We start from the raw sequence: 18,384 nt of genomic DNA, 5'->3' as shown, positions 1-18,384 counted from the left end.
CCAGTCGGTGGACGGTGTGCCTCCGGCGGTGGTGTCCTCGCGGTGTCGGCGCGGGATCCGTGCCGGGGTTTGGAAAGATCCGACGTCATGCGAGTAGTCGTACAAAATGACATCAATCGGGCGTACGGAGGCCGGGGAACTCGCGGGCGGAGGGCGGGCGTCCATGGTGCGCTCGCCGTCCTCGCGCTGGCCGCCGTGGTCTCCGGCTGCACCCAGTCCGGCTCCGGTACGGCCGTCTCCCCGGCCCATGGCGCGCAGCCCCTGCACGCGCCCCCGGCCCGTGCGCTCGACTCCTACGCGAGCAAGCTGCGCGCCGCCCACGCCGCCCGGGTCGCCGCCGCGAAGCGCTGGGGGCTGGCGAAGGTGCCGCTCCAGGCTCCGCCGGCGCCCGCGCGGAAGCCGGAGATCACCGCGCGCCAGGGCTTCGAGGTGGACGACCAGGAGGAGTTGAACCTCCCGCCGGTCTTCACCACCATCCCCACCAAGAAGAAGATCGTGTTCCTCACGATCGACGACGGGGAGAACAAGGACCCCGCGTTCCTGCGGATGATGAGCGACCTGAAGATCCCGTACACGGCCTTCCTCAGCAACTACCTGATCAAGGACGACTACGGCTACTTCAGGAAGATGCAGGCCCAGGGGCACACGGTCAACAACCACACCCTCACCCACCCCTATCTGCCGGGCCTGGACTACGCCGAGCAGAAGCGCGAGATCTGCGGCATGCAGGCCATCATGAAGAAGCAGTTCGGCAAGGCCCCGACGGTCTTCCGGCCGCCGTACGGGAACTACAACCACGACACCCTCGTCGCCGCCAAGTCCTGCGGGATCAAGTACGCCCCGATCTGGGACGAAGAGGTCTTCGTCGACCACTGGGAGTACCGCGAGGACGACCGGGAGCTGCACCCCGGCGACATCGTCCTGACCCACTTCCGGGGCCGCGAGGACTGGAAGGGCACGATGGTCGACGACATGCGCCGCTTCCTGCGCAAGGTCACGGCCGACGGGTACGCGGTGGCCCGCCTGGAGGACTACCTGTGAGGCTGCGGGTGCCGGTGGCCGTCGCGTTGGCGGCCACCCTCCTCACCGGCTGCGCCCAGTCCGTCGACCCCATCGAACGGCTCGGCAAGAAGGCGGCCCAACGCGTACACCAGCACGGCCCGTCCCACGAACAGCCGTACCGCCACTGGGGTCTGACCGCCCCGCTGGCCCCCGCCCCGAAGCCGGCCTCCCGGCCCGCCGTCCGCTCGGCGGGCCCGGGCCTCCCGCCCGTCGTGGACCACGTCCGCACCCACGACAAGGTCGTCTTCCTGACCCAGGACGACGACCACGACCCGCACCTCGCCGACCCGATCCGCGAACTACGGCTCCCGGTCACCGTGTTCCGCAGCCGCCCGACCCTGACCGGCCGGCCGTACACCGCCCAGCGCACCCGCATCTGCGCCACTCGGGCCCGCCTCCTCCGGCCCGCCGCCTACGACCTGACGACACGCCGTGCCGCGGCCGACTGCGGTGTCTCCGCCCTGGTCCTGTGGCGGGCCTCCACGACGACCGGAACCCTGACCTACGCCCGAGGCGCCCACCACCTGACCCCCGGAGACATCGTCCAGGTGGGCCCAGCGGACAGCACGGCACGCCTTTTGCGAACGATCCAGGGCCATGGCCTGACGGTGGCCAACTTGGAGGACTACCTCTGATTTCAGCAATTTCAGCCCGTCCGGCGCTTGAGGACGAGGCCGAAGGCCGAAGCGGGGGTCTGGGGGCGCAGCCCCCAGGGACGGCCACTGCGGCGAACGGTGACAAAATCCCGCCCAAGCGCCGCAGGCATTGGCACTCCGCTTGACCGAGTGCTAATCGCAGTCATAGTCTCAGGTCTGGCACTCCCCCCTGGAGAGTGCCAATAGCGACGGGCAGGTCCGGCACCCGCGACGACGGATCCACCTGGTCGCCACCTCAGACAGTTAACCCCGTGAGATCTCCGAAGGGGGAGGTCGGATCGTGACGACCACCAGCTCCAAGGTTGCCATCAAGCCGCTTGAGGACCGCATTGTGGTCCAGCCGCTCGACGCCGAGCAGACCACGGCCTCTGGCCTGGTCATCCCGGACACGGCCAAGGAGAAGCCCCAGGAGGGCGTCGTCCTGGCCGTGGGCCCGGGCCGCTTCGAGAACGGCGAGCGTCTTCCGCTCGACGTGAAGACCGGCGACATCGTGCTGTACAGCAAGTACGGCGGTACCGAAGTGAAGTACAGCGGCGAGGAGTACCTCGTCCTCTCGGCCCGCGACGTGCTCGCGATCATCGAGAAGTAATTCACTTCACGCACATTCAGTATGTGAGCTGCGCCCCTGGCCCCCGCGACCTTATGAAGCCGGGCGTCGGGGGCGTAGTTCGTTTCACCCACGTTTTCCGAGAGGGCTGAACCGCTCCCATGGCGAAGATCCTGAAGTTCGACGAGGACGCCCGTCGCGCCCTCGAGCGCGGCGTCAACAAGCTTGCCGACACGGTGAAGGTGACGATCGGCCCCAAGGGCCGCAACGTCGTCATCGACAAGAAGTTCGGCGCCCCCACCATCACCAACGACGGTGTCACCATCGCCCGCGAGGTCGAGGTCGAGGACCCGTTCGAGAACCTCGGTGCGCAGCTGGTGAAGGAGGTGGCGACCAAGACCAACGACATCGCGGGTGACGGCACCACCACCGCCACCGTGCTCGCCCAGGCGCTCGTGCGCGAGGGCCTGCGCAACGTCGCCGCGGGTGCCTCCCCGGCCGCCCTGAAGAAGGGCATCGACGCCGCCGTCAAGGCCATCTCCGACGAGCTGCTCGCCACCGCGCGGCCGATCGACGACAAGGCCGACATCGCCGCCGTCGCCGGTCTGTCCGCGCAGGACAGCCAGGTCGGCGAGCTCATCGCCGAGGCGATGGACAAGGTCGGCAAGGACGGTGTGATCACCGTCGAGGAGTCCAACACCTTCGGTCTGGAGCTGGACTTCACCGAGGGCATGGCCTTCGACAAGGGCTACCTGTCGCCGTACTTCGTGACGGACCAGGAGCGGATGGAAGCGGTCCTCGAAGACCCGTACATCCTCATCCACCAGGGCAAGATCAGCTCCATCCAGGACCTGCTGCCGCTGCTGGAGAAGGTCATCCAGGCCAACGCCTCCAAGCCGCTGCTGATCATCGCCGAGGACGTCGAGGGCGAGGCCCTGTCGACCCTGGTCGTGAACAAGATCCGCGGCACGTTCAACGCCGTCGCGGTCAAGGCCCCCGGTTTCGGCGACCGCCGCAAGGCGATGCTCGGCGACCTCGCCACCCTCACCGGCGGTCAGGTCATCGCCGAGGAGGTCGGCCTCAAGCTCGACCAGGTCGGCCTGGACGTGCTGGGCTCCGCCCGCCGCGTGACGGTCACCAAGGACGACACGACCGTCGTCGACGGTGCCGGTGACGCCTCCGAGGTCGCCGGCCGCGTCAACCAGATCAAGGCCGAGATCGAGAACACGGACTCCGACTGGGACCGCGAGAAGCTCCAGGAGCGCCTCGCGAAGCTGGCCGGCGGCGTGTGCGTGATCAAGGTCGGCGCCGCCACCGAGGTGGAGCTGAAGGAGAAGAAGCACCGTCTGGAGGACGCCATCTCCGCGACCCGCGCCGCGGTCGAGGAGGGCATCGTCTCCGGTGGTGGCTCCGCTCTGGTGCACGCCGCCAAGGTCCTGGAGGGCAACCTCGACAAGACCGGCGACGAGGCCACGGGTGTCGCGGTCGTGCGCCGCGCGGTCGTCGAGCCGCTGCGCTGGATCGCCGAGAACGCCGGCCTGGAGGGTTACGTCATCACCGCCAAGGTCGCCGAGCTCGAGAAGGGCCAGGGCTTCAACGCCGCGACCGGCGAGTACGGCGACCTGGTCAAGGCCGGCGTCATCGACCCGGTCAAGGTCACCCGCTCCGCCCTGGAGAACGCCGCCTCCATCGCCTCCCTCCTCCTCACGACCGAGACCCTGGTCGTCGAGAAGAAGGAAGAGGAGGAGCCGGCTGCCGCTGGTCACGGCCACTCCCACTGAGGCACCTCGCACCTCGCACGAAGAAGCCCCCCGTTCCGTTGCGGAACGGGGGGCTTCTCCCTTCGCGGGCGGTCCTGTGGTTCGGTGGCCGGGACCTGGAGGCCGGGGCTCTCAGCGCTCCAGCCCGTCCAGCACACCCAGTTGTGCCATCAGCCCCAGACGGTCGTACTGCCACCAGCCCTCGACGATCTTCCCGTCCTCGTCGCAGCGGAAGATGGTCGTACCCGTCATGACGACCTTCTTCCCGGTGGCCGCGATCCCGAGGAAGTCACCCGTGTGGGTGCCGCTCCAGGTCCAGCGCGTGCAGACCCGGTCGCCCTCGGAGATCTGGTCCTCGACGGCGAACGTGAAGTCGAAGCCGCCCCGCCACATCCCGATGTCGCGGCGCATCCCGTCCATGCCGATGGTGTCCTGCGGATTGCCGGGATCGTGGTCGTGGTAGTTCTCCGCGATCAGGTCGTCCAGTGGCGGCAGTTCGCCCTCGGCGGCCACCGTCTCGAAGAACCGCCGTATGTTCGCCGCGTACAACTGGTCGTCCCGTACGACCTCCAGATCCGTGAACGTCGGCATCTCGTCGCAGAGGGCGACCATCTCCCGGAAGATCCTGTCGGTCTCCGGCAGGTTCGAGTTCCGCATCGCCTCTTCGTACGACGGGAACTCCACGATCTGGATGAAGTGCGTCTCGTCCGACCGGTCCTTGCCGACCAGGTCGTGTGTCGCGGTCCGCTTCCCCTTGGTCTGTTCGACCCACCTGTCCATCAGCCGGTCCACCTCCGCGTACCGGCTGGTCTTGCAGTCGATGAGCTGTACGAACGTCATGACGCCGCCTCCCGACCCCCTGGGTTCGGTTGGATGTGCCCATTCTCCCACCGGAGCAGCGGCGTCACCCGGTCACTGCGGCCCGTATTTCCGTCCGGTCTTCGACGTGATCCCGCCCAGCACCGCCTGTGGAGTGATCTTCACCAGGCCCATCAGCGCCTTGTACCGCGGGTCCGGGATCGACAGCGACTTGCCGCGCGCCAGATCCGCGAGCGCCGCCGCGACCAGCTTGTCGGCGTCCAGCCACATCCAGTTGGGGATGTTGTCCGTGCCCATCCCGGCCCGCTCGTGGAACTCGGTCCGCACGAACCCGGGCGCCAGCGCCATCAGCCGTACGCCGGTACCGGCCAGGTCCTTCGCCGCGCCCTGGGTGAACTGCACGACCCAGGCCTTCGACGCGCCGTACGTCCCGCGCGGCACGAAGGCGGCCACCGACGCCACGTTGACCACCCCGCCGCGCCCGCGCTCCCGCATCGCCCCGGTCGCCGCGCTGGTCAGCCGCAGCACCGCCTCGCAGTGCACCTTGAGCATCTTCAGCTCGTCCGCCATCGGTACGTCGAGATAGCGGCCCTTGTTGCCGAAGCCCGCGTTGTTGACCAGCAGGTCGACGGGGTGCTTGCGGTCGGCGAGGCGGGCGGCCACGGTCTCGATGCCCTGGTCCGTGGCCAGGTCGGCGGTGAGCACCTCCGCCTCGATGCCGTGCCGGTCGTGCAGTTCGGTCGCCTGGTCCCCGAGCCGCTCGGTGTTCCGCGCCACCAGCACGAGGTTGTGTCCGTCCGCCGCGAGCCGCCGCGCGAACGCGGCACCGATCCCCGCGGTCGATCCCGTAATCAATGCCGTTGTCATGGCGCAAGATTAGTGACCCGGGGCAGGCGGGTCCGATCTCTGCACACGCCCTCCCGATCCGTGACGAACACGTGTCGAACAAGGCGTCGAACGGGCCGTGACAGCAGGTCAGCCCGCGTACTCCGCGACATACTTCCGGGCCTGCGCGAGAGCCTCCGGATGCAGCGCCTCGCCGGCCGCGAGCAACTGCGGCAGCAGCTCCCGCCGGGTCGTCACGGCACGGAACTGCAGGGCCACCGTGACCTCGTGGGCGGGCCGGTGCACGATCTCGATCGCGTCCCCCATCTTGATATCTCCGGGGTTGATCACGCGCAGATAGGCCCCGGGCGCCCCCTGCGCGGTGAACCGCCGCACCCATCCCTTCTCGCCCAGATGCGCCTGGAAGACCAGGCAGGGGATCCGCCCGCAGGTGACCTCCAGAACCACCTCCGAACCGATCCGCCAGCGCTCACCGATCCGCGCGCCGGACACGTCGATCCCCTGGGTCGTCAGGTTCTCCCCGAAGGCGCCGTTGCCCAGCGGGCGTCCCAACTCCCGCTCCCAGCCGTCGAGATCCTCGCGCGCGACCGCGTACACCGCCTGGTCGTCGCCGCCGTGGTGGCGCCGGTGGCACACCGCGTCCCCGGCGAGTCCGCTGCCGGCGACTCCCTTGGGGCCGGGCGCGCTCACCCGGACGGGCCACTCGACCGGCCGCTTGTCGATGCCGGTCACGCCCTCCGGCTGTTCCGTGTACGGCACGGCCGTGGCGCGGCCCAGATTCAGCGAGAGAAGCTTCATGACGGCACGGTAGGCGAGATCGCCCCAAAGATGCGAAGCATTATTCAGCTCGATCTCCAAGGTTGGCTTATGCTCGACGCATGATCGAGGCCCGTCATCTCCGTGTGCTGCGCGCCGTCGCCGCCACCGGCTCCTTCTCGGCGGCCGGGCGTGAACTGGGCTGCACCCAGCCCGCCGTCAGCCAGCAGATGAAGGCCCTGGAGACCTCGGTCGGCACCCCGCTGCTGATCCGCACCGGCCGCGAGATGCGCCTGACCCAGGCGGGCGAGGCCCTGGTCCGGCACGGCGCGGGCATCCTCGCCGGTCTCACGGCCGCCGAGGAGGAGGTCGCCGCGATCGCGGGCCTGCGGGCCGGCCGGGTCCGGCTTGTCTCCTTCCCCAGCGGCAGCTCGACGCTCGTCCCCACCGCCCTCGCCGCCCTGCGCGCCGCCCACCCCGGCACCCGCGTCTCCCTGGAGGAGGCCGAACCGCCGAACTCCGTCGAACTGCTCCGCGAGGGCGACTGCGACGTGGCACTCGCCTTCCGCTACGAGGCCGCGGCGGGCGCCGAGGACTGGTCCGACCTGGTGGTACGACCCCTGCTCGGCGACCGCCTCGTCGCCCTGGTCCCGGAGCGACACCGGCTCGCGCGCGCGGGGTCGGTCGCCATCGGCGAACTCGCCGGGGAGCCGTGGATCGCCGGATGCCCGCGCTGCCGTGGGCAGTTGGTCGAGGTGTGCGAGAGCGCGGGCTTCACCCCGCGCATCGACTTCGCGACGGACGACTATCCGGCGGTCGTCGGCCTGGTGAGCGCGGGCCTGGGCGTCGCCGTGCTGCCCCAGCTCGCCATCGAGTCCGTACGGCCCCGGGGCGCACGGACGGTGACCCTGGAACCGGCGGTGCGGCGGGAGATCGTCGCGCTCACCCTGCCCGACCTGGCCCAGGTGCCCGCCGTGGCGGCGACGCTGGACCAACTGGAGCGGGCGGCGCGCGACAAGTAGCGGCCCCCGGCCCGCGAAAAATAGAGGGGCACGCGTACGCGTGCCCCAGTCGGGAACTTGTTGAAAAAACGTTCCTTCAGTTGTTCGAAGCCATGTCCCCGGCGGCTGAAGCCGACACCAGCCGGTTGCGGGCACGCCCCATGAGCTCCTCGCGCTCGTCCTCGGTCAGGCCGCCCCAGACGCCGTACGGCTCGCGCACCGCCAGCGCGTGCGCCGCGCACTGTGCGCGGACCGGGCACCTCATGCAGACCTCTTTGGCCGAGTTCTCACGAGCGCTTCGTGCCGCACCGCGCTCGCCCTCGGGATGAAAGAAGAGCGAGCTGTCGACCCCTCGGCAGGCAGCCAGAAGCTGCCAGTCCCACAGGTCCGCGTTCGGTCCGGGAAGGCGGGAGAAATCTGCCATTGCGTGACCCCTTGTAGCCGTTCTGGGCGGATACGGTGTCCACGACCGTACATCTACGATCTAAGGAGATGAAAATATGACTCATTGCGAATCTAGCCTCAGACACCAGCAAAAGGGAAGAAATAGGGCTGAATGGGGCACCGCTTGTGATGAAAGCTTGTGGGTCGGCCGCGCACACCTCCACCGTGTCCGCACCCTCACGTAGAGTGCCGAAGATGACACACGGCCCCGTAACTCTTTCGAGTGACCGTCGTTGAGAGTGCGAGGCGGTTGAAAACACAAGAGCTCGGGCAGGCGTCCGAGACGGTCGACCGCACAGGTGACGATTTCGTACCAGCCTGGAGGCTCAAGGTGACGCGCATCAGTTGCGGAGGGCGGCCATGACATCCGTCCTCGTCTGTGACGACTCCCCGCTTGCCCGAGAGGCGCTCCGCCGCGCGGTCGCGACCGTGCCCGGTGTCGAGCGCGTGACGACCGCGGCCAACGGGGAGGAAGTCCTCCGCCGCTGGGGCGCCGACCGCTCGGACCTCATTCTGATGGACGTGCGCATGCCGGGACTCGGCGGTGTCGAGACCGTGCGGCGGCTGCTCTCCGCCGACCCGGGCGCCCGCATCATCATGCTCACCGTCGCCGAGGACCTGGACGGCGTGGCCCTCGCGGTCGCCGCCGGTGCCCGCGGTTATCTGCACAAGGACGCCTCGCGCGCCGAACTGCGGGCCACGGTCACCCAGGCCCTCGCCGACCCGACCTGGCGGCTGGCGCCGCGTCGGCTGCGGTCCGCCGAGATGGGCGCCGCGCCGACGCTCACCGCGCGCGAGATCCAAGTCCTGGAGGGCATGAGCCACGGCCGCTCCAACGCGGAGATCGGCCGCGAGCTGTTCCTCTCCGAGGACACCGTCAAGACCCACGCCCGACGGCTGTTCAAGAAACTCGGCGCCTCGGACCGTGCCCACGCGGTGGCGCTCGGATTCCGGTGGGGCCTGGTCCGCTAGGTCCCCCAGGTCAGTGGGTCGCAGTGGCGGTACGACAACCCCGCCTGCCGCAGGGCGGGCGGGGACGGCATACGGATCCATCGGCTGCCCGCTGCTCGTTTCGCCGCGGATGCCGCATCCTTGAGGTGTGGAGTTCCTCGGGGACGAGTCGGTCGAGCGGGAGGGGAGGGCGCAGGAGATGAGTTCCGGCGCACCTGCTCATAACGCTTCGGTGCACAACAACGGACGCGGTGCCACGGACCACACGGCCGCAAGGCACCATGGACCGATGCGTGACGACGAGGGGACCAGTGCCCAAGGGGCGATTGGTGGGCTCGTCCTTCGCGCGGTCGACGGAGACGAGCAGGCCACGCACGATCTGCTCGCTCACGTCCACCCACTGGCGCTGCGTTACTGCCGCACCCGGCTGTCCCGACTCCCGGGCGACGCGCGGCACTTCGTGGAGGACCTGGCCCAGGAGGTCTGCGTCGCCGTCCTCCTCGCACTGCCTCGCTACAAGGACACCGGCCGCCCCTTCGAGGCGTTCGTCTTCGCCATCGCCGCCCACAAGGTCGCCGACCTCCAGCGGGCCGCGATGCGCCACCCGGGTTCCACGGCGGTGCCGTCCGACGAGATGCCCGAGCGGCCGGACGACTCCCTCGGCCCCGAGGAGCGCGCCCTGCTCAGCAGTGATGCCGAGTGGGCGAAGAAACTCATGGCCAACCTGCCGGAGAACCAGCGCGAACTGCTCCTGCTGCGTATCGCCGTGGGCCTTACGGCGGAGGAGACCGGACAGATGTTGGGAATGTCACCCGGCGCGGTCCGGGTCGCCCAACACCGGGCGCTGAGCCGCCTGCGGGCACTCGCCGAGCAGTAGCGCCGGTACGGGCGGCGCCTCTTTTGAACAGCCGGGCGCCCGGTTCCGTACGAACATACGAAGCCCGGAGCCGGGCATGGCCGTCGAATCGTGGAATTCGCGACCCCTGCTTCCCGTTAGCATGGACATCCGCACCGATCAAGGCCATTTGGGGAAGGTGTCATGACTGCCAACGTCGACGGAGTGCCCGCCAAATTCGCGACACTAGGGCTGACCTACGACGACGTGCTGCTGCTGCCGGGCGCGTCCGACGTGCTGCCGAACGCGGTCGACACCTCGTCCCGCATCTCGCGCAACGTCCGGGTCAACATCCCGCTGCTCTCCGCGGCGATGGACAAGGTGACCGAGTCCCGGATGGCGATCGCGATGGCCCGCCAGGGCGGCGTCGGTGTCCTGCACCGCAACCTGTCCGTCGAGGACCAGGTCAACCAGGTCGACCTCGTGAAGCGCTCCGAGTCCGGCATGGTCACCGACCCGATCACCGTGCACCCGGACGCCACGCTCGCCGAGGCCGACGCGCTGTGTGCCAAGTTCCGCATCAGCGGCGTCCCGGTGACGGACGGCAACGGCAAGCTGCTCGGCATCGTCACCAACCGCGACATGGCCTTCGAGACCGACCGCTCCCGTCAGGTGCGCGAGGTCATGACCCCGATGCCCCTGGTCACCGGCAAGGTCGGCATCTCCGGCGCCGACGCCATGCAGTTGCTGCGCCGCCACAAGATCGAGAAGCTTCCCCTAGTCGACGACGCGGGCGTCCTCAAGGGCCTCATCACGGTCAAGGACTTCGTCAAGGCCGAGCAGTACCCGAACGCCGCCAAGGACGCCGAGGGCCGCCTCATCGTCGGCGCCGCCGTGGGCGCCAGCCCCGAGGCGCTGGAGCGCGCCCAGGCCCTCGCCGAGGCCGGTGTGGACTTCCTGGTCGTCGACACCTCGCACGGCCACAACAGCAACGCCCTCAACTGGATGGCGAAGATCAAGTCGAGCGTCGGCGTCGACATCATCGGCGGCAACGTAGCTACCCGCGACGGCGCCCAGGCCCTGATCGACGCCGGTGTCGACGGCATCAAGGTCGGCGTCGGCCCCGGCTCGATCTGCACCACCCGCGTGGTCGCCGGCATCGGCGTCCCGCAGGTCACCGCGATCTACGAGGCGTCCCTCGCCGCCCGCGCGGCCGGTGTCCCGCTCATCGGCGACGGCGGCCTCCAATACTCCGGCGACATCGGCAAGGCGCTCGCCGCCGGCGCCGACACCGTGATGCTCGGCAGCCTGCTCGCGGGGTGCGAGGAGTCCCCGGGCGAGTTGCAGTTCATCAACGGCAAGCAGTTCAAGTCGTACCGCGGCATGGGCTCGCTCGGCGCGATGCAGTCCCGCGGCCAGGGCCGGTCGTACTCCAAGGACCGCTACTTCCAGGCCGAGGTCGCCGCCGACGACAAGCTCGTGCCCGAGGGCATCGAGGGCCAGGTGCCCTACCGCGGCCCGCTGGCCAACGTGCTGCACCAGCTCGTCGGCGGTCTGCGCCAGACCATGGGCTATGTGGGCGCGGCCACCATCGAGGAGATGGAGACCAAGGGCCGCTTCGTGCGGATCACCTCCGCGGGCCTCAAGGAGAGCCACCCGCACGACATCCAGATGACGGTCGAGGCGCCGAACTACAGCCGCAACAAGTAGTCGCCGGGCAGTCAGCAGGCTTGTGCGAGGGCGGCCCCGGGCGCACCGGGGCCGCCCTTGTCGTGCCCGTCGGCGATACTGGTAGACGCTGAGACGCAGAAGGAAAGGCCACACACGTGACTGAGATCGAGATCGGGCGCGGCAAGCGCGGCCGCCGGGCGTACGCCTTCGACGACATCGCTGTCGTCCCCAGCCGCCGTACGCGGGACCCGAAGGAGGTCTCGATCGCCTGGCAGATCGACGCCTACCGCTTCGAGCTGCCCTTCCTGGCCGCCCCCATGGACTCGGTCGTCTCCCCGGCCACCGCGATCCGCATCGGCGAGCTGGGCGGCCTCGGCGTGCTCAACCTCGAAGGCCTCTGGACGCGGTACGAGGACCCGCGGCCGCTGCTCGACGAGATCACCGAGCTGGACGCGGACGCCGCGACCCGCCGCCTCCAGGAGATCTACGCGGCTCCCATCAAGGAGGAGCTGATCGGGCAGCGCATCAAGGAGGTGCGCGACTCGGGCGTGGTCACCGCCGCCGCGCTCTCCCCGCAGCGCACGGCCCAGTTCTCCAAGGCCGTCGTCGACGCGGGCGTGGACATCTTCGTCATTCGCGGTACGACGGTCTCGGCGGAGCACGTGTCCGGTTCGCACGAGCCGCTGAACCTGAAGCAGTTCATCTACGAACTCGACGTCCCGGTCATCGTCGGCGGCTGCGCCACGTACACCGCGGCCCTGCACCTGATGCGCACCGGCGCGGCCGGCGTCCTCGTCGGCTTCGGCGGCGGCGCGGCCCACACCACGCGCAACGTGCTGGGCATCCAGGTCCCGATGGCGACCGCGGTCGCGGATGTGGCGGCGGCCCGCCGTGACTACATGGACGAGTCCGGCGGCCGCTACGTCCACGTGATCGCCGACGGCGGTGTCGGCTGGTCCGGCGACCTCCCCAAGGCCATCGCCTGCGGCGCGGACGCCGTCATGATGGGCTCCCCGCTGGCCCGCGCCACGGACGGCCCCGGCAAGGGCCACCACTGGGGCATGGAAGCGGTCAACGAGGAACTCCCGCGCGGCAAGAAGGTCGACCTCGGCACGGTCGGCACCATCGAGGAGATCCTCACCGGCCCGTCCCACATCCCCGACGGCTCGATGAACATCTTCGGCGCCCTGCGCCGCGCGATGGCGACGACCGGTTACAGCGAGCTGAAGGAGTTCCAGCGCGTCGAGGTGACGGTGGCGGACTCACAGCACAAGCGGTAGCCCTACGACTTGCCGAAGGGCCCGGACCTGGGTGGTCCGGGCCCTTTCGTGTGCCCAAGTGGGGCTGGTGGGGCGTGTGTTGGGGAGTGGGGGCGCACGGTTGCGTTCGGGATGAATATGCCCTGATGGCTGTGTGCGGGCGGATAGTGTCCGTGATCGGCGTCCCAGTCCTCTGGGTCGCCCCCTTCCAGGGACAAGGTTCCGGACCCGGGCTCTCGGGGCCCGGCCCGAATTCCGACGTGCTGCCTACCGGGTCAATGGGTGGCGTCGTGGAAGGGGGCGCACCCATGGGTCGTCACCGCAAGCCCACCCGCTGGGATCGAACTTGGCTTCGGCTGGTGAAGTTCCGGAGGAGGTGCATCTTGTGGATCAATAGCTGGTGAGCGGCCGCCCCCAGAGGAATTAGGGGCGGACACCCGTGAACCAGCTCGGAGCCCGCTGCAGTACCCCCTGCGGTGGGCTCCACCTGTTCTGTACGGTACCGGCGCCAAGCCCCACATGCCACCAGCCCCCGACGCACAGCCTTCCTCAGGCGCCCCCCCTGCACACCCCGCGCGCCGGTCAGAGCGACGCCTTCTTGGTGCCGGAGAACGCGGCGAACGCGGCGATGGCGAAGAAGACGAAGGTGAGCGGGTCCGCCTCGGCCTTCCAGGCTTCCTGGACGACGTCGAAGTGGTCGAAGAACACCTCGCTGAAGCTCACGCCGAGGTCCTTCGCGCCGATCATCGCCTCGCCGATCAGCTGGCCGAGGTAGACGGAGCCCAGGGCCAGGACGGCGCTGACCACCGGGAGCACGGGGTTGCGACCGCCGAGCTTTCCCGCCGCGAGGCCGATCACGAAACCGACGCCGACCGCCGCCCAGCCGATCTCGTGCTTGGTGACGCCGATGACGACGCCGTAGACGCCTGCGGCGACGAGCGCGGCCACCACGGCGGTGACCAGGCCGAGGCCGATGTTGTTCCTCGCCGGAACGGGCGGCACCGGCGGGACGTAGGGCGCATTCGGCGCCTGGGGCGGCGGTACGGCACCGGGCTGCTGGGCGTACGGGTTGCCGTCGACCGGCTGCGCCTGCACCACGGGCTGTGGCTGCTGTGGCTGCTGTGGTGGCGTGGCTGACTGGCTCATGACAGAGATCCCCCCACGGGATATGACGACACGAAAGGTGACGCGAAAGGTGAAACGGAGATGCGTGCGCACGAATGTGCGACGAGTGGGGGGAGATTAGCAGGTCAGGGCGGTCGCGCCACCAGCGGATTTCGGGCTCAGAGCCGGTGCGCCGCCCCTGTGGGCGTGGCCCCCCGGGTGTCCAGGAGCAACTGTGCCTTCACCGACAGGCCTTGGAGGTCGTACGTCCGGTGTTGCTGGAGCAGGATCGTCAGGTCGGCGTCGGCCGCTGCCTCGTAGAGGGAGTCCGCGCGGGGGACCGGGCGGTCGAGGACGCTCCAGGACGGGATGTGGGGGTCGTGGTAGCTGACGGAGGCACCGAGTTCCATCAGGCGGATCGCGATCTCCTGGGCGGGGGTGGCCTGTTGGTCGGCGAGGTCGGCCTTGTAGGTGACGCCGAGGAGGAGGACGCGGGCCCCGCGTGCGGACTTGCCGTGTTCGTTGAGGAGGGTGGCGGCGCGCTGGATGACGTAGCGGGGCATCTGGTTGTTGACCTGCTGGGCGAGTTCGACCATGCGGAGCGGGCGGCCGCCGTGGGCCGACAGGTCCTGGGGGACGGCGTGGCCGCCGACGCCGGGGCCGGGGCGGAAGGCCTGGAAGCCGAACGGCTTGGTCTCCGCGCAGCGGATGACGTCCCAGAGGTCGACGCCCAAGTCGTTGCACAGGACGGCCATTTCGTTGACGAGGGCGATGTTGACGTGTCGGAAGTTGGTCTCCAGGAGCTGCACGGTCTCCGCTTCGCGCAGGCCACGCGCGCGTACCACCTTGTCGGTGAGACGGCCGTAGAAGGCGGCGGCGGACTCGGTGCAGGCCGGGGTGAGCCCGCCGATCACCTTGGGGGTGTTGGCCGGGGTGAAGTCGCGGTTGCCGGGGTCGACACGGCTGGGGGAGTAGGCGAGGTGGAAGTCGCGGCCCGCGCGGAGGCCCGATCCCTCCTCGAGAAGCGGGCGGAGGAAGTCCTCGGTGGTGCCCGGGTGCACCGGTGACTCCAGGATCACCGTGGTGTGCGGGCGCAGATGGGCCGCGAGGGTGCGGGCTGCCGTCTCCACCAGGCTGAGGTCGAGGCCGCCGTCCGCGTCCCGGGGCGTCGGCGCGCAGATCACGGCGGTGCGTACGCGGCCCAGCTCGGCGGGGTTCGTGGCCGGCCGGAAGCCCCCCGAGAGCATCCGGCGCAGTTCGGCGGGGCTGAGGGAGCCGGCCTCGGGACCGGTCTTGAAGCCGACCGTGGCGATGCCGGCGGCGACAGCGGCCTGGGCCAGGGGCAGGCCGAGAGGACCGAGTCCGATGACGGCGAGATCTGCGGGCATGGCGTGGGCCGTCCTTCCCAATAACCGAAGCGGGACAGGTGCGCAAGCCCTGTGGACAGAACGAGCGAGCGCAATGTCAGACTAGGAGTAAATATGACCGTTATGCGGGATTGGACGGCTGCGTTTTTCGGCAGTCCTGTGATTGTTGTCCACAGGCTGGGGGCGAGTGGTGGCTGAAGTCGGGCAACCCGGTCAGAATTTGGGCAGGAGGGAAACGAACCGGGCTTCGCCGAACGGGTGCGGCCGGCGCTACCGATAGCGGGAGGCAGCGGTGAGGACAGCGACACTGGGTCCGGCGCAGCGAGCCGAGGCACTGGCGGAAATGGCCGAGCGCGAGTTGGACGTGCTCGTCGTGGGCGGCGGCGTGGTCGGCTCGGGCACCGCACTGGACGCCGTGACACGCGGCCTGTCCACGGGACTGGTCGAGGCGCGCGACTGGGCGTCCGGCACGTCGAGCAGGTCGAGCAAGCTCATCCACGGAGGCCTGCGCTATCTGGAGATGCTCGACTTCGCGCTCGTCCGCGAGGCCCTCAAGGAGCGCGGCCTGCTCCTGGAGCGGCTCGCCCCGCACCTGGTGAAGCCGGTGGCCTTCCTGTACCCGCTCCAGCACAAGGGCTGGGAGCGCCTGTACGCCGGCTCGGGCGTCGCGCTCTACGACGCGATGTCCATGGCCCGCGCCCACGGCCGGGGCCTGCCCACCCACCGTCACCTGAGCCGACGTCACGCCCTGCGTGTGGCACCCGCGTTGAAGAAGGACGCCCTGGTCGGGGCGTTGCAGTACTACGACGCCCAGATGGACGACGCCCGTTATGTGGCGACCCTGGTGCGCACGGCGTCGTCGTACGGCGCGAAAGTCGCCAACCGCGCGCGTGTGACCGGCTTCCTGCGCGAGGGCGAGCGGGTGGTCGGCGCCCGGGTGGAGGACGTCGCGGCGGGCGGCGAGTACGAGATCCGCGCCAAACAGATCGTGAACGCCACGGGCGTGTGGACCGACGACACCCAGGCGATGGTCGGGGAGCGCGGACAGTTCCACGTCCGCGCCTCCAAGGGCATCCACCTGGTCGTCCCCAAGGACCGCATCAACTCCTCCAGCGGGCTGATCCTGCGCACCGAGAAGTCCGTGCTGTTCGTCATCCCCTGGGGCCGGCACTGGATCGTCGGCACCACCGACACCGGCTGGGACCTCGACAAGGCCCACCCGGCCGCGTCCAGCGCCGACATCGACTATCTGCTGGAGCATGTGAACTCGGTGCTCGCGGTGCCGTTGACCAGAGACGACGTGCAGGGCGTGTACGCGGGGCTGCGCCCGCTGCTGGCCGGCGAGTCGGACGCCACCAGCAAGTTGTCCCGCGAGCACACCGTGGCGCATCCGGTGCCGGGGCTCGTCGTCGTGGCGGGCGGCAAGTACACGACGTACCGGGTGATGGCCAAGGACGCGGTGGACGAGGCGGTGCACGGGCTCGACATGCGGGTCGCCGAGTGCGTGACCGAGGACGTACCGCTGCTCGGCGCGGAGGGCTACCGGGCGCTGTGGAACGCGCGAGCGCGGATCGCCGCCCGGACCGGCATCCATGTGGTGCGCGTGGAACACCTGTTGAACCGCTTCGGGTCGATGGCGGAGGAGGTCCTCGACCTCATCGCCAAGGACCCGACCCTGGGCGAACCCCTCCAGGCCGCCGACGACTATCTGCGCGCCGAGATCGTCTACGCCGCCTCGCACGAGGGCGCGCGGCACCTGGACGACGTGCTGACCCGCCGCACCCGCATCTCCATCGAGACCTTCGACCGGGGCACGCGCAGCGCCCGTGAGGCCGCCGAGTTGATGGCGCCGGTGCTCGGCTGGGACAAGGACCAGATCGAGCGCGAGGTCGAGCACTACGAGAAGCGCGTGGAGGCCGAGCGGGAGTCGCAGCTTCAGCCCGACGACCTGACGGCGGACGCGGCGCGGTTGGGGGCGCCGGACATCGCGCCGATGTAAGTCGGCCCGGGTTCCGCCGCGCATCCCGGTCGGCTTCACTCGAACGAGTGTCGTGAGCTGGGATCTTTGTCCGGAACCCGGCCGTTCTACGAGGTGCGGGGGCAGAACTCGGCGGAGAGCAGGGCGGGTTCGAGACCGGGGTCTGCCAGCTCGCTCGTGTTCACCCGGAAGGTGAGGACATGACGACCGTCGACGGTGGCCGCGGTGCGCACGTAGCTGCCGGAGATCCGGCCGTTGTGCCCCCACACCGTGGTGCCGCACGGGAGCTTCACCGGAAACAGGCCCATGCCGTACGAGCCGTGTGCGGTCCGGGTGTCGAGCATCTCGCGCAGCCAGTGCGGAGGCAGGAGTTCACCGCCGAGCAGGGCCGAGTAGAAGCGGTCCAGATCGGCGAGCGTGGTCACCAACTCGCCCGCGGCCCCGGCCACCCGCGGGTCGAGATCGGTGACGTCGGAGCCGTCGGCGGCGTAGGCGCGGCCGTGCGGTGCGGGAAGTGTGGTGCGGGAGCCCGGGAAGGAGGTGCCCGTCAGACCCAGCGGAGCGATGATGCGGCGCTCGGCCTCGGTGGCGTACGAGTGGCCGGTGACCTGCCGGACGACCAGGCCGAGCAGGACGTAGTTGGTGTTCGAGTAGGAGAAGCGGCCGCGATCGGCCGGGGGGTGGGTGAGGGCGATACGGACGGCTTGAAGAGGGGAGACGGGGATCGTGCCCCGGGTGACCGCGGCGAAGTCGTACAGGCCGCTGGTGTGGGTGAGCAGGGAGCGGAGGGTCAGCGCGCGCCCGTCGTTGCCCGCTCCGCGCACCAGGCCCGGCAGGTGTTGCTCCACCGTGTCGGACAGGGACAGCCGGTGTTCGGCGGCCAGTTGGAGGACCACCGTCGCGATGAAGGTCTTCGTGATGCTGCCGGCGCGGAAGTGGTCGGCGCGGCCGATGCCCGTCCCGGCCTGTGCGTAGTCCGTCCGGTCCGGTGCACGGTCCGTGCCGGCCCGCGTGGTGCGGGGGCCCGTCCCGTCGCGGGTCAGTAGCGCAGCTCCCGGGGCTCCGCCCCGGGTGACCAGGAGCGTGACCAGGGCGTTCGTGGCTCGCGCGGGGCGGGCGTGGGAGGCGGTCGGCGACAGGCAGAGGAGGGCCAGGGACACCGGAATCGCCAACAGTGTCCGAGGTGTGGGCATCGCGGTCCTCCGTTCTCGCGGGTCATCGTGCCGGACTTGGCTGTGTGACCTGCGGCGGATATGCGAGGGGATGTGACCCCGGTGCCCGGACAGAGGCCCCCTGGGCGTTGGGCACTTGTTCGGTGGGGGACAATG

At 69.7% G+C, this 18,384-nt stretch carries 17 protein-coding genes; 10 read left to right on the top strand and 7 right to left on the bottom strand.

All coding sequences use genetic code 11. The features are described from left to right. Positions 1–87 precede the first annotated feature (87 nt). The 4 genes from ABZT04_RS26675 (at position 88) to groL (ending at position 4,046) form a co-directional block, all read left to right on the top strand. Positions 88–1,041 (top strand): polysaccharide deacetylase family protein, encoded by a 954-nt coding sequence (locus ABZT04_RS26675; RefSeq protein ID WP_356059509.1) that lies wholly within the window; start codon positions 88–90, stop codon positions 1,039–1,041. After that, a complete protein-coding gene (locus ABZT04_RS26670) occupies positions 1,038–1,697 on the top strand; it encodes a hypothetical protein (RefSeq protein ID WP_356059508.1) in 660 nt (219 codons plus the stop codon). Before ABZT04_RS26675 ends, ABZT04_RS26670 begins: the two co-directional genes overlap by 4 nt. Positions 1,698–1,998: 301 nt before the next feature. After that, entirely contained in the window at positions 1,999–2,307 is a 309-nt protein-coding gene (groES, locus tag ABZT04_RS26665; protein WP_019066754.1) for a co-chaperone GroES, read from the top strand. Positions 2,308–2,426: 119 nt separating this feature from the next. Further along, positions 2,427–4,046 carry a chaperonin GroEL gene (gene groL / locus ABZT04_RS26660; protein WP_356059507.1) on the top strand — a complete coding sequence of 540 codons (1,620 nt, stop codon included), beginning with the start codon at positions 2,427–2,429 and terminating at the stop codon, positions 4,044–4,046. 111 nt (positions 4,047–4,157) lie between these two features. Here the strand turns inward: groL and ABZT04_RS26655 are convergent, their stop codons facing one another. The 3 genes from ABZT04_RS26655 to ABZT04_RS26645 all read right to left on the bottom strand — a co-directional run bounded on the left by ABZT04_RS26655 (position 4,158) and on the right by ABZT04_RS26645 (position 6,488). Next, positions 4,158–4,865, bottom strand: coding sequence for an ester cyclase (locus ABZT04_RS26655; RefSeq protein WP_356059506.1), 708 nt, complete (start codon positions 4,863–4,865; stop codon positions 4,158–4,160). 72 nt (positions 4,866–4,937) lie between these two features. After that, positions 4,938–5,711, bottom strand: coding sequence for an SDR family oxidoreductase (locus ABZT04_RS26650; RefSeq protein ID WP_356059505.1), 774 nt, complete (start codon positions 5,709–5,711; stop codon positions 4,938–4,940). Between the two features lie 108 nt (positions 5,712–5,819). Then, a complete protein-coding gene (locus ABZT04_RS26645) occupies positions 5,820–6,488 on the bottom strand; it encodes an MOSC domain-containing protein (RefSeq protein ID WP_356059504.1) in 669 nt (222 codons plus the stop codon). Positions 6,489–6,568: 80 nt separating this feature from the next. On the opposite strand from ABZT04_RS26645, the gene ABZT04_RS26640 reads away from it, so the two are divergent. Next, on the top strand, positions 6,569–7,468 hold the full coding sequence (locus tag ABZT04_RS26640) for a LysR family transcriptional regulator (RefSeq protein ID WP_356059503.1): 900 nt from the start codon (positions 6,569–6,571) through the stop codon (positions 7,466–7,468). 76 nt (positions 7,469–7,544) lie between these two features. Here ABZT04_RS26640 and ABZT04_RS26635 read toward each other — a convergent pair whose 3' ends face one another. Next, a complete protein-coding gene (locus ABZT04_RS26635) occupies positions 7,545–7,871 on the bottom strand; it encodes a WhiB family transcriptional regulator (protein WP_019055584.1) in 327 nt (108 codons plus the stop codon). A gap of 380 nt (positions 7,872–8,251) precedes the next feature. On the opposite strand from ABZT04_RS26635, the gene ABZT04_RS26630 reads away from it, so the two are divergent. The 4 genes from ABZT04_RS26630 to ABZT04_RS26615 all read left to right on the top strand — a co-directional run bounded on the left by ABZT04_RS26630 (position 8,252) and on the right by ABZT04_RS26615 (position 12,628). Continuing rightward, positions 8,252–8,863 carry a response regulator transcription factor gene (locus tag ABZT04_RS26630; RefSeq protein ID WP_003948568.1) on the top strand — a complete coding sequence of 204 codons (612 nt, stop codon included), beginning with the start codon at positions 8,252–8,254 and terminating at the stop codon, positions 8,861–8,863. Positions 8,864–9,131: 268 nt separating this feature from the next. Then, positions 9,132–9,719 (top strand): sigma-70 family RNA polymerase sigma factor, encoded by a 588-nt coding sequence (locus ABZT04_RS26625; protein ID WP_355923082.1) that lies wholly within the window; start codon positions 9,132–9,134, stop codon positions 9,717–9,719. Between the two features lie 162 nt (positions 9,720–9,881). Beyond that, entirely contained in the window at positions 9,882–11,387 is a 1,506-nt protein-coding gene (guaB, locus tag ABZT04_RS26620; RefSeq protein WP_356059502.1) for an IMP dehydrogenase, read from the top strand. Between the two features lie 116 nt (positions 11,388–11,503). Further along, positions 11,504–12,628, top strand: coding sequence for a GuaB3 family IMP dehydrogenase-related protein (locus ABZT04_RS26615; RefSeq protein ID WP_356059501.1), 1,125 nt, complete (start codon positions 11,504–11,506; stop codon positions 12,626–12,628). 561 nt (positions 12,629–13,189) lie between these two features. Here ABZT04_RS26615 and ABZT04_RS26610 read toward each other — a convergent pair. Both ABZT04_RS26610 and ABZT04_RS26605 read right to left on the bottom strand, forming a co-directional pair. Further along, positions 13,190–13,753, bottom strand: coding sequence for a hypothetical protein (locus tag ABZT04_RS26610; RefSeq protein WP_356059500.1), 564 nt, complete (start codon positions 13,751–13,753; stop codon positions 13,190–13,192). Between the two features lie 137 nt (positions 13,754–13,890). Further along, positions 13,891–15,099, bottom strand: a complete 1,209-nt coding sequence (locus ABZT04_RS26605) for a nucleotide sugar dehydrogenase (protein WP_356059499.1) — start codon at positions 15,097–15,099, stop codon at positions 13,891–13,893. 271 nt (positions 15,100–15,370) lie between these two features. On the opposite strand from ABZT04_RS26605, the gene ABZT04_RS26600 reads away from it, so the two are divergent. Next, on the top strand, positions 15,371–17,077 hold the full coding sequence (locus ABZT04_RS26600) for a glycerol-3-phosphate dehydrogenase/oxidase (RefSeq protein WP_356059498.1): 1,707 nt from the start codon (positions 15,371–15,373) through the stop codon (positions 17,075–17,077). Between the two features lie 86 nt (positions 17,078–17,163). Here the strand turns inward: ABZT04_RS26600 and ABZT04_RS26595 are convergent, their stop codons facing one another. Then, the gene (locus ABZT04_RS26595; RefSeq protein ID WP_356059497.1) at positions 17,164–18,249 is read right to left on the bottom strand and encodes a serine hydrolase domain-containing protein; all 1,086 of its coding nucleotides are present in this window, start codon (positions 18,247–18,249) and stop codon (positions 17,164–17,166) included. Between the last annotated feature and the right edge of the window lie 135 nt (positions 18,250–18,384).

The organism is Streptomyces sp. NPDC005492, from assembly GCF_040605995.1.
Classification (GTDB): domain Bacteria; phylum Actinomycetota; class Actinomycetes; order Streptomycetales; family Streptomycetaceae; genus Streptomyces.
The sequence above is the reverse complement of the archived record's forward strand: the minus strand, read 5'-3'. Positions and strand labels throughout refer to the sequence as shown.

What these genes read in the sequence shown, in the direction of transcription:
- ABZT04_RS26675 (WP_356059509.1), top strand. Translation starts at nt 88, where the DNA reads ATGCGAGTAGTCGTACAAAATGACATCAATCGGGCGTACGGAGGCCGG.
- groL (WP_356059507.1), top strand. Translation starts at nt 2,427, where the DNA reads ATGGCGAAGATCCTGAAGTTCGACGAGGACGCCCGTCGCGCCCTCGAG.
- ABZT04_RS26655 (WP_356059506.1), bottom strand. Translation starts at nt 4,865, where the DNA reads ATGACGTTCGTACAGCTCATCGACTGCAAGACCAGCCGGTACGCGGAG.
- ABZT04_RS26650 (WP_356059505.1), bottom strand. Translation starts at nt 5,711, where the DNA reads ATGACAACGGCATTGATTACGGGATCGACCGCGGGGATCGGTGCCGCG.
- ABZT04_RS26645 (WP_356059504.1), bottom strand. Translation starts at nt 6,488, where the DNA reads ATGAAGCTTCTCTCGCTGAATCTGGGCCGCGCCACGGCCGTGCCGTAC.
- ABZT04_RS26640 (WP_356059503.1), top strand. Translation starts at nt 6,569, where the DNA reads ATGATCGAGGCCCGTCATCTCCGTGTGCTGCGCGCCGTCGCCGCCACC.
- ABZT04_RS26635 (WP_019055584.1), bottom strand. Translation starts at nt 7,871, where the DNA reads ATGGCAGATTTCTCCCGCCTTCCCGGACCGAACGCGGACCTGTGGGAC.
- ABZT04_RS26630 (WP_003948568.1), top strand. Translation starts at nt 8,252, where the DNA reads ATGACATCCGTCCTCGTCTGTGACGACTCCCCGCTTGCCCGAGAGGCG.
- ABZT04_RS26625 (WP_355923082.1), top strand. Translation starts at nt 9,132, where the DNA reads ATGCGTGACGACGAGGGGACCAGTGCCCAAGGGGCGATTGGTGGGCTC.
- guaB (WP_356059502.1), top strand. Translation starts at nt 9,882, where the DNA reads ATGACTGCCAACGTCGACGGAGTGCCCGCCAAATTCGCGACACTAGGG.
- ABZT04_RS26610 (WP_356059500.1), bottom strand. Translation starts at nt 13,753, where the DNA reads ATGAGCCAGTCAGCCACGCCACCACAGCAGCCACAGCAGCCACAGCCC.
- ABZT04_RS26605 (WP_356059499.1), bottom strand. Translation starts at nt 15,099, where the DNA reads ATGCCCGCAGATCTCGCCGTCATCGGACTCGGTCCTCTCGGCCTGCCC.
- ABZT04_RS26595 (WP_356059497.1), bottom strand. Translation starts at nt 18,249, where the DNA reads ATGCCCACACCTCGGACACTGTTGGCGATTCCGGTGTCCCTGGCCCTC.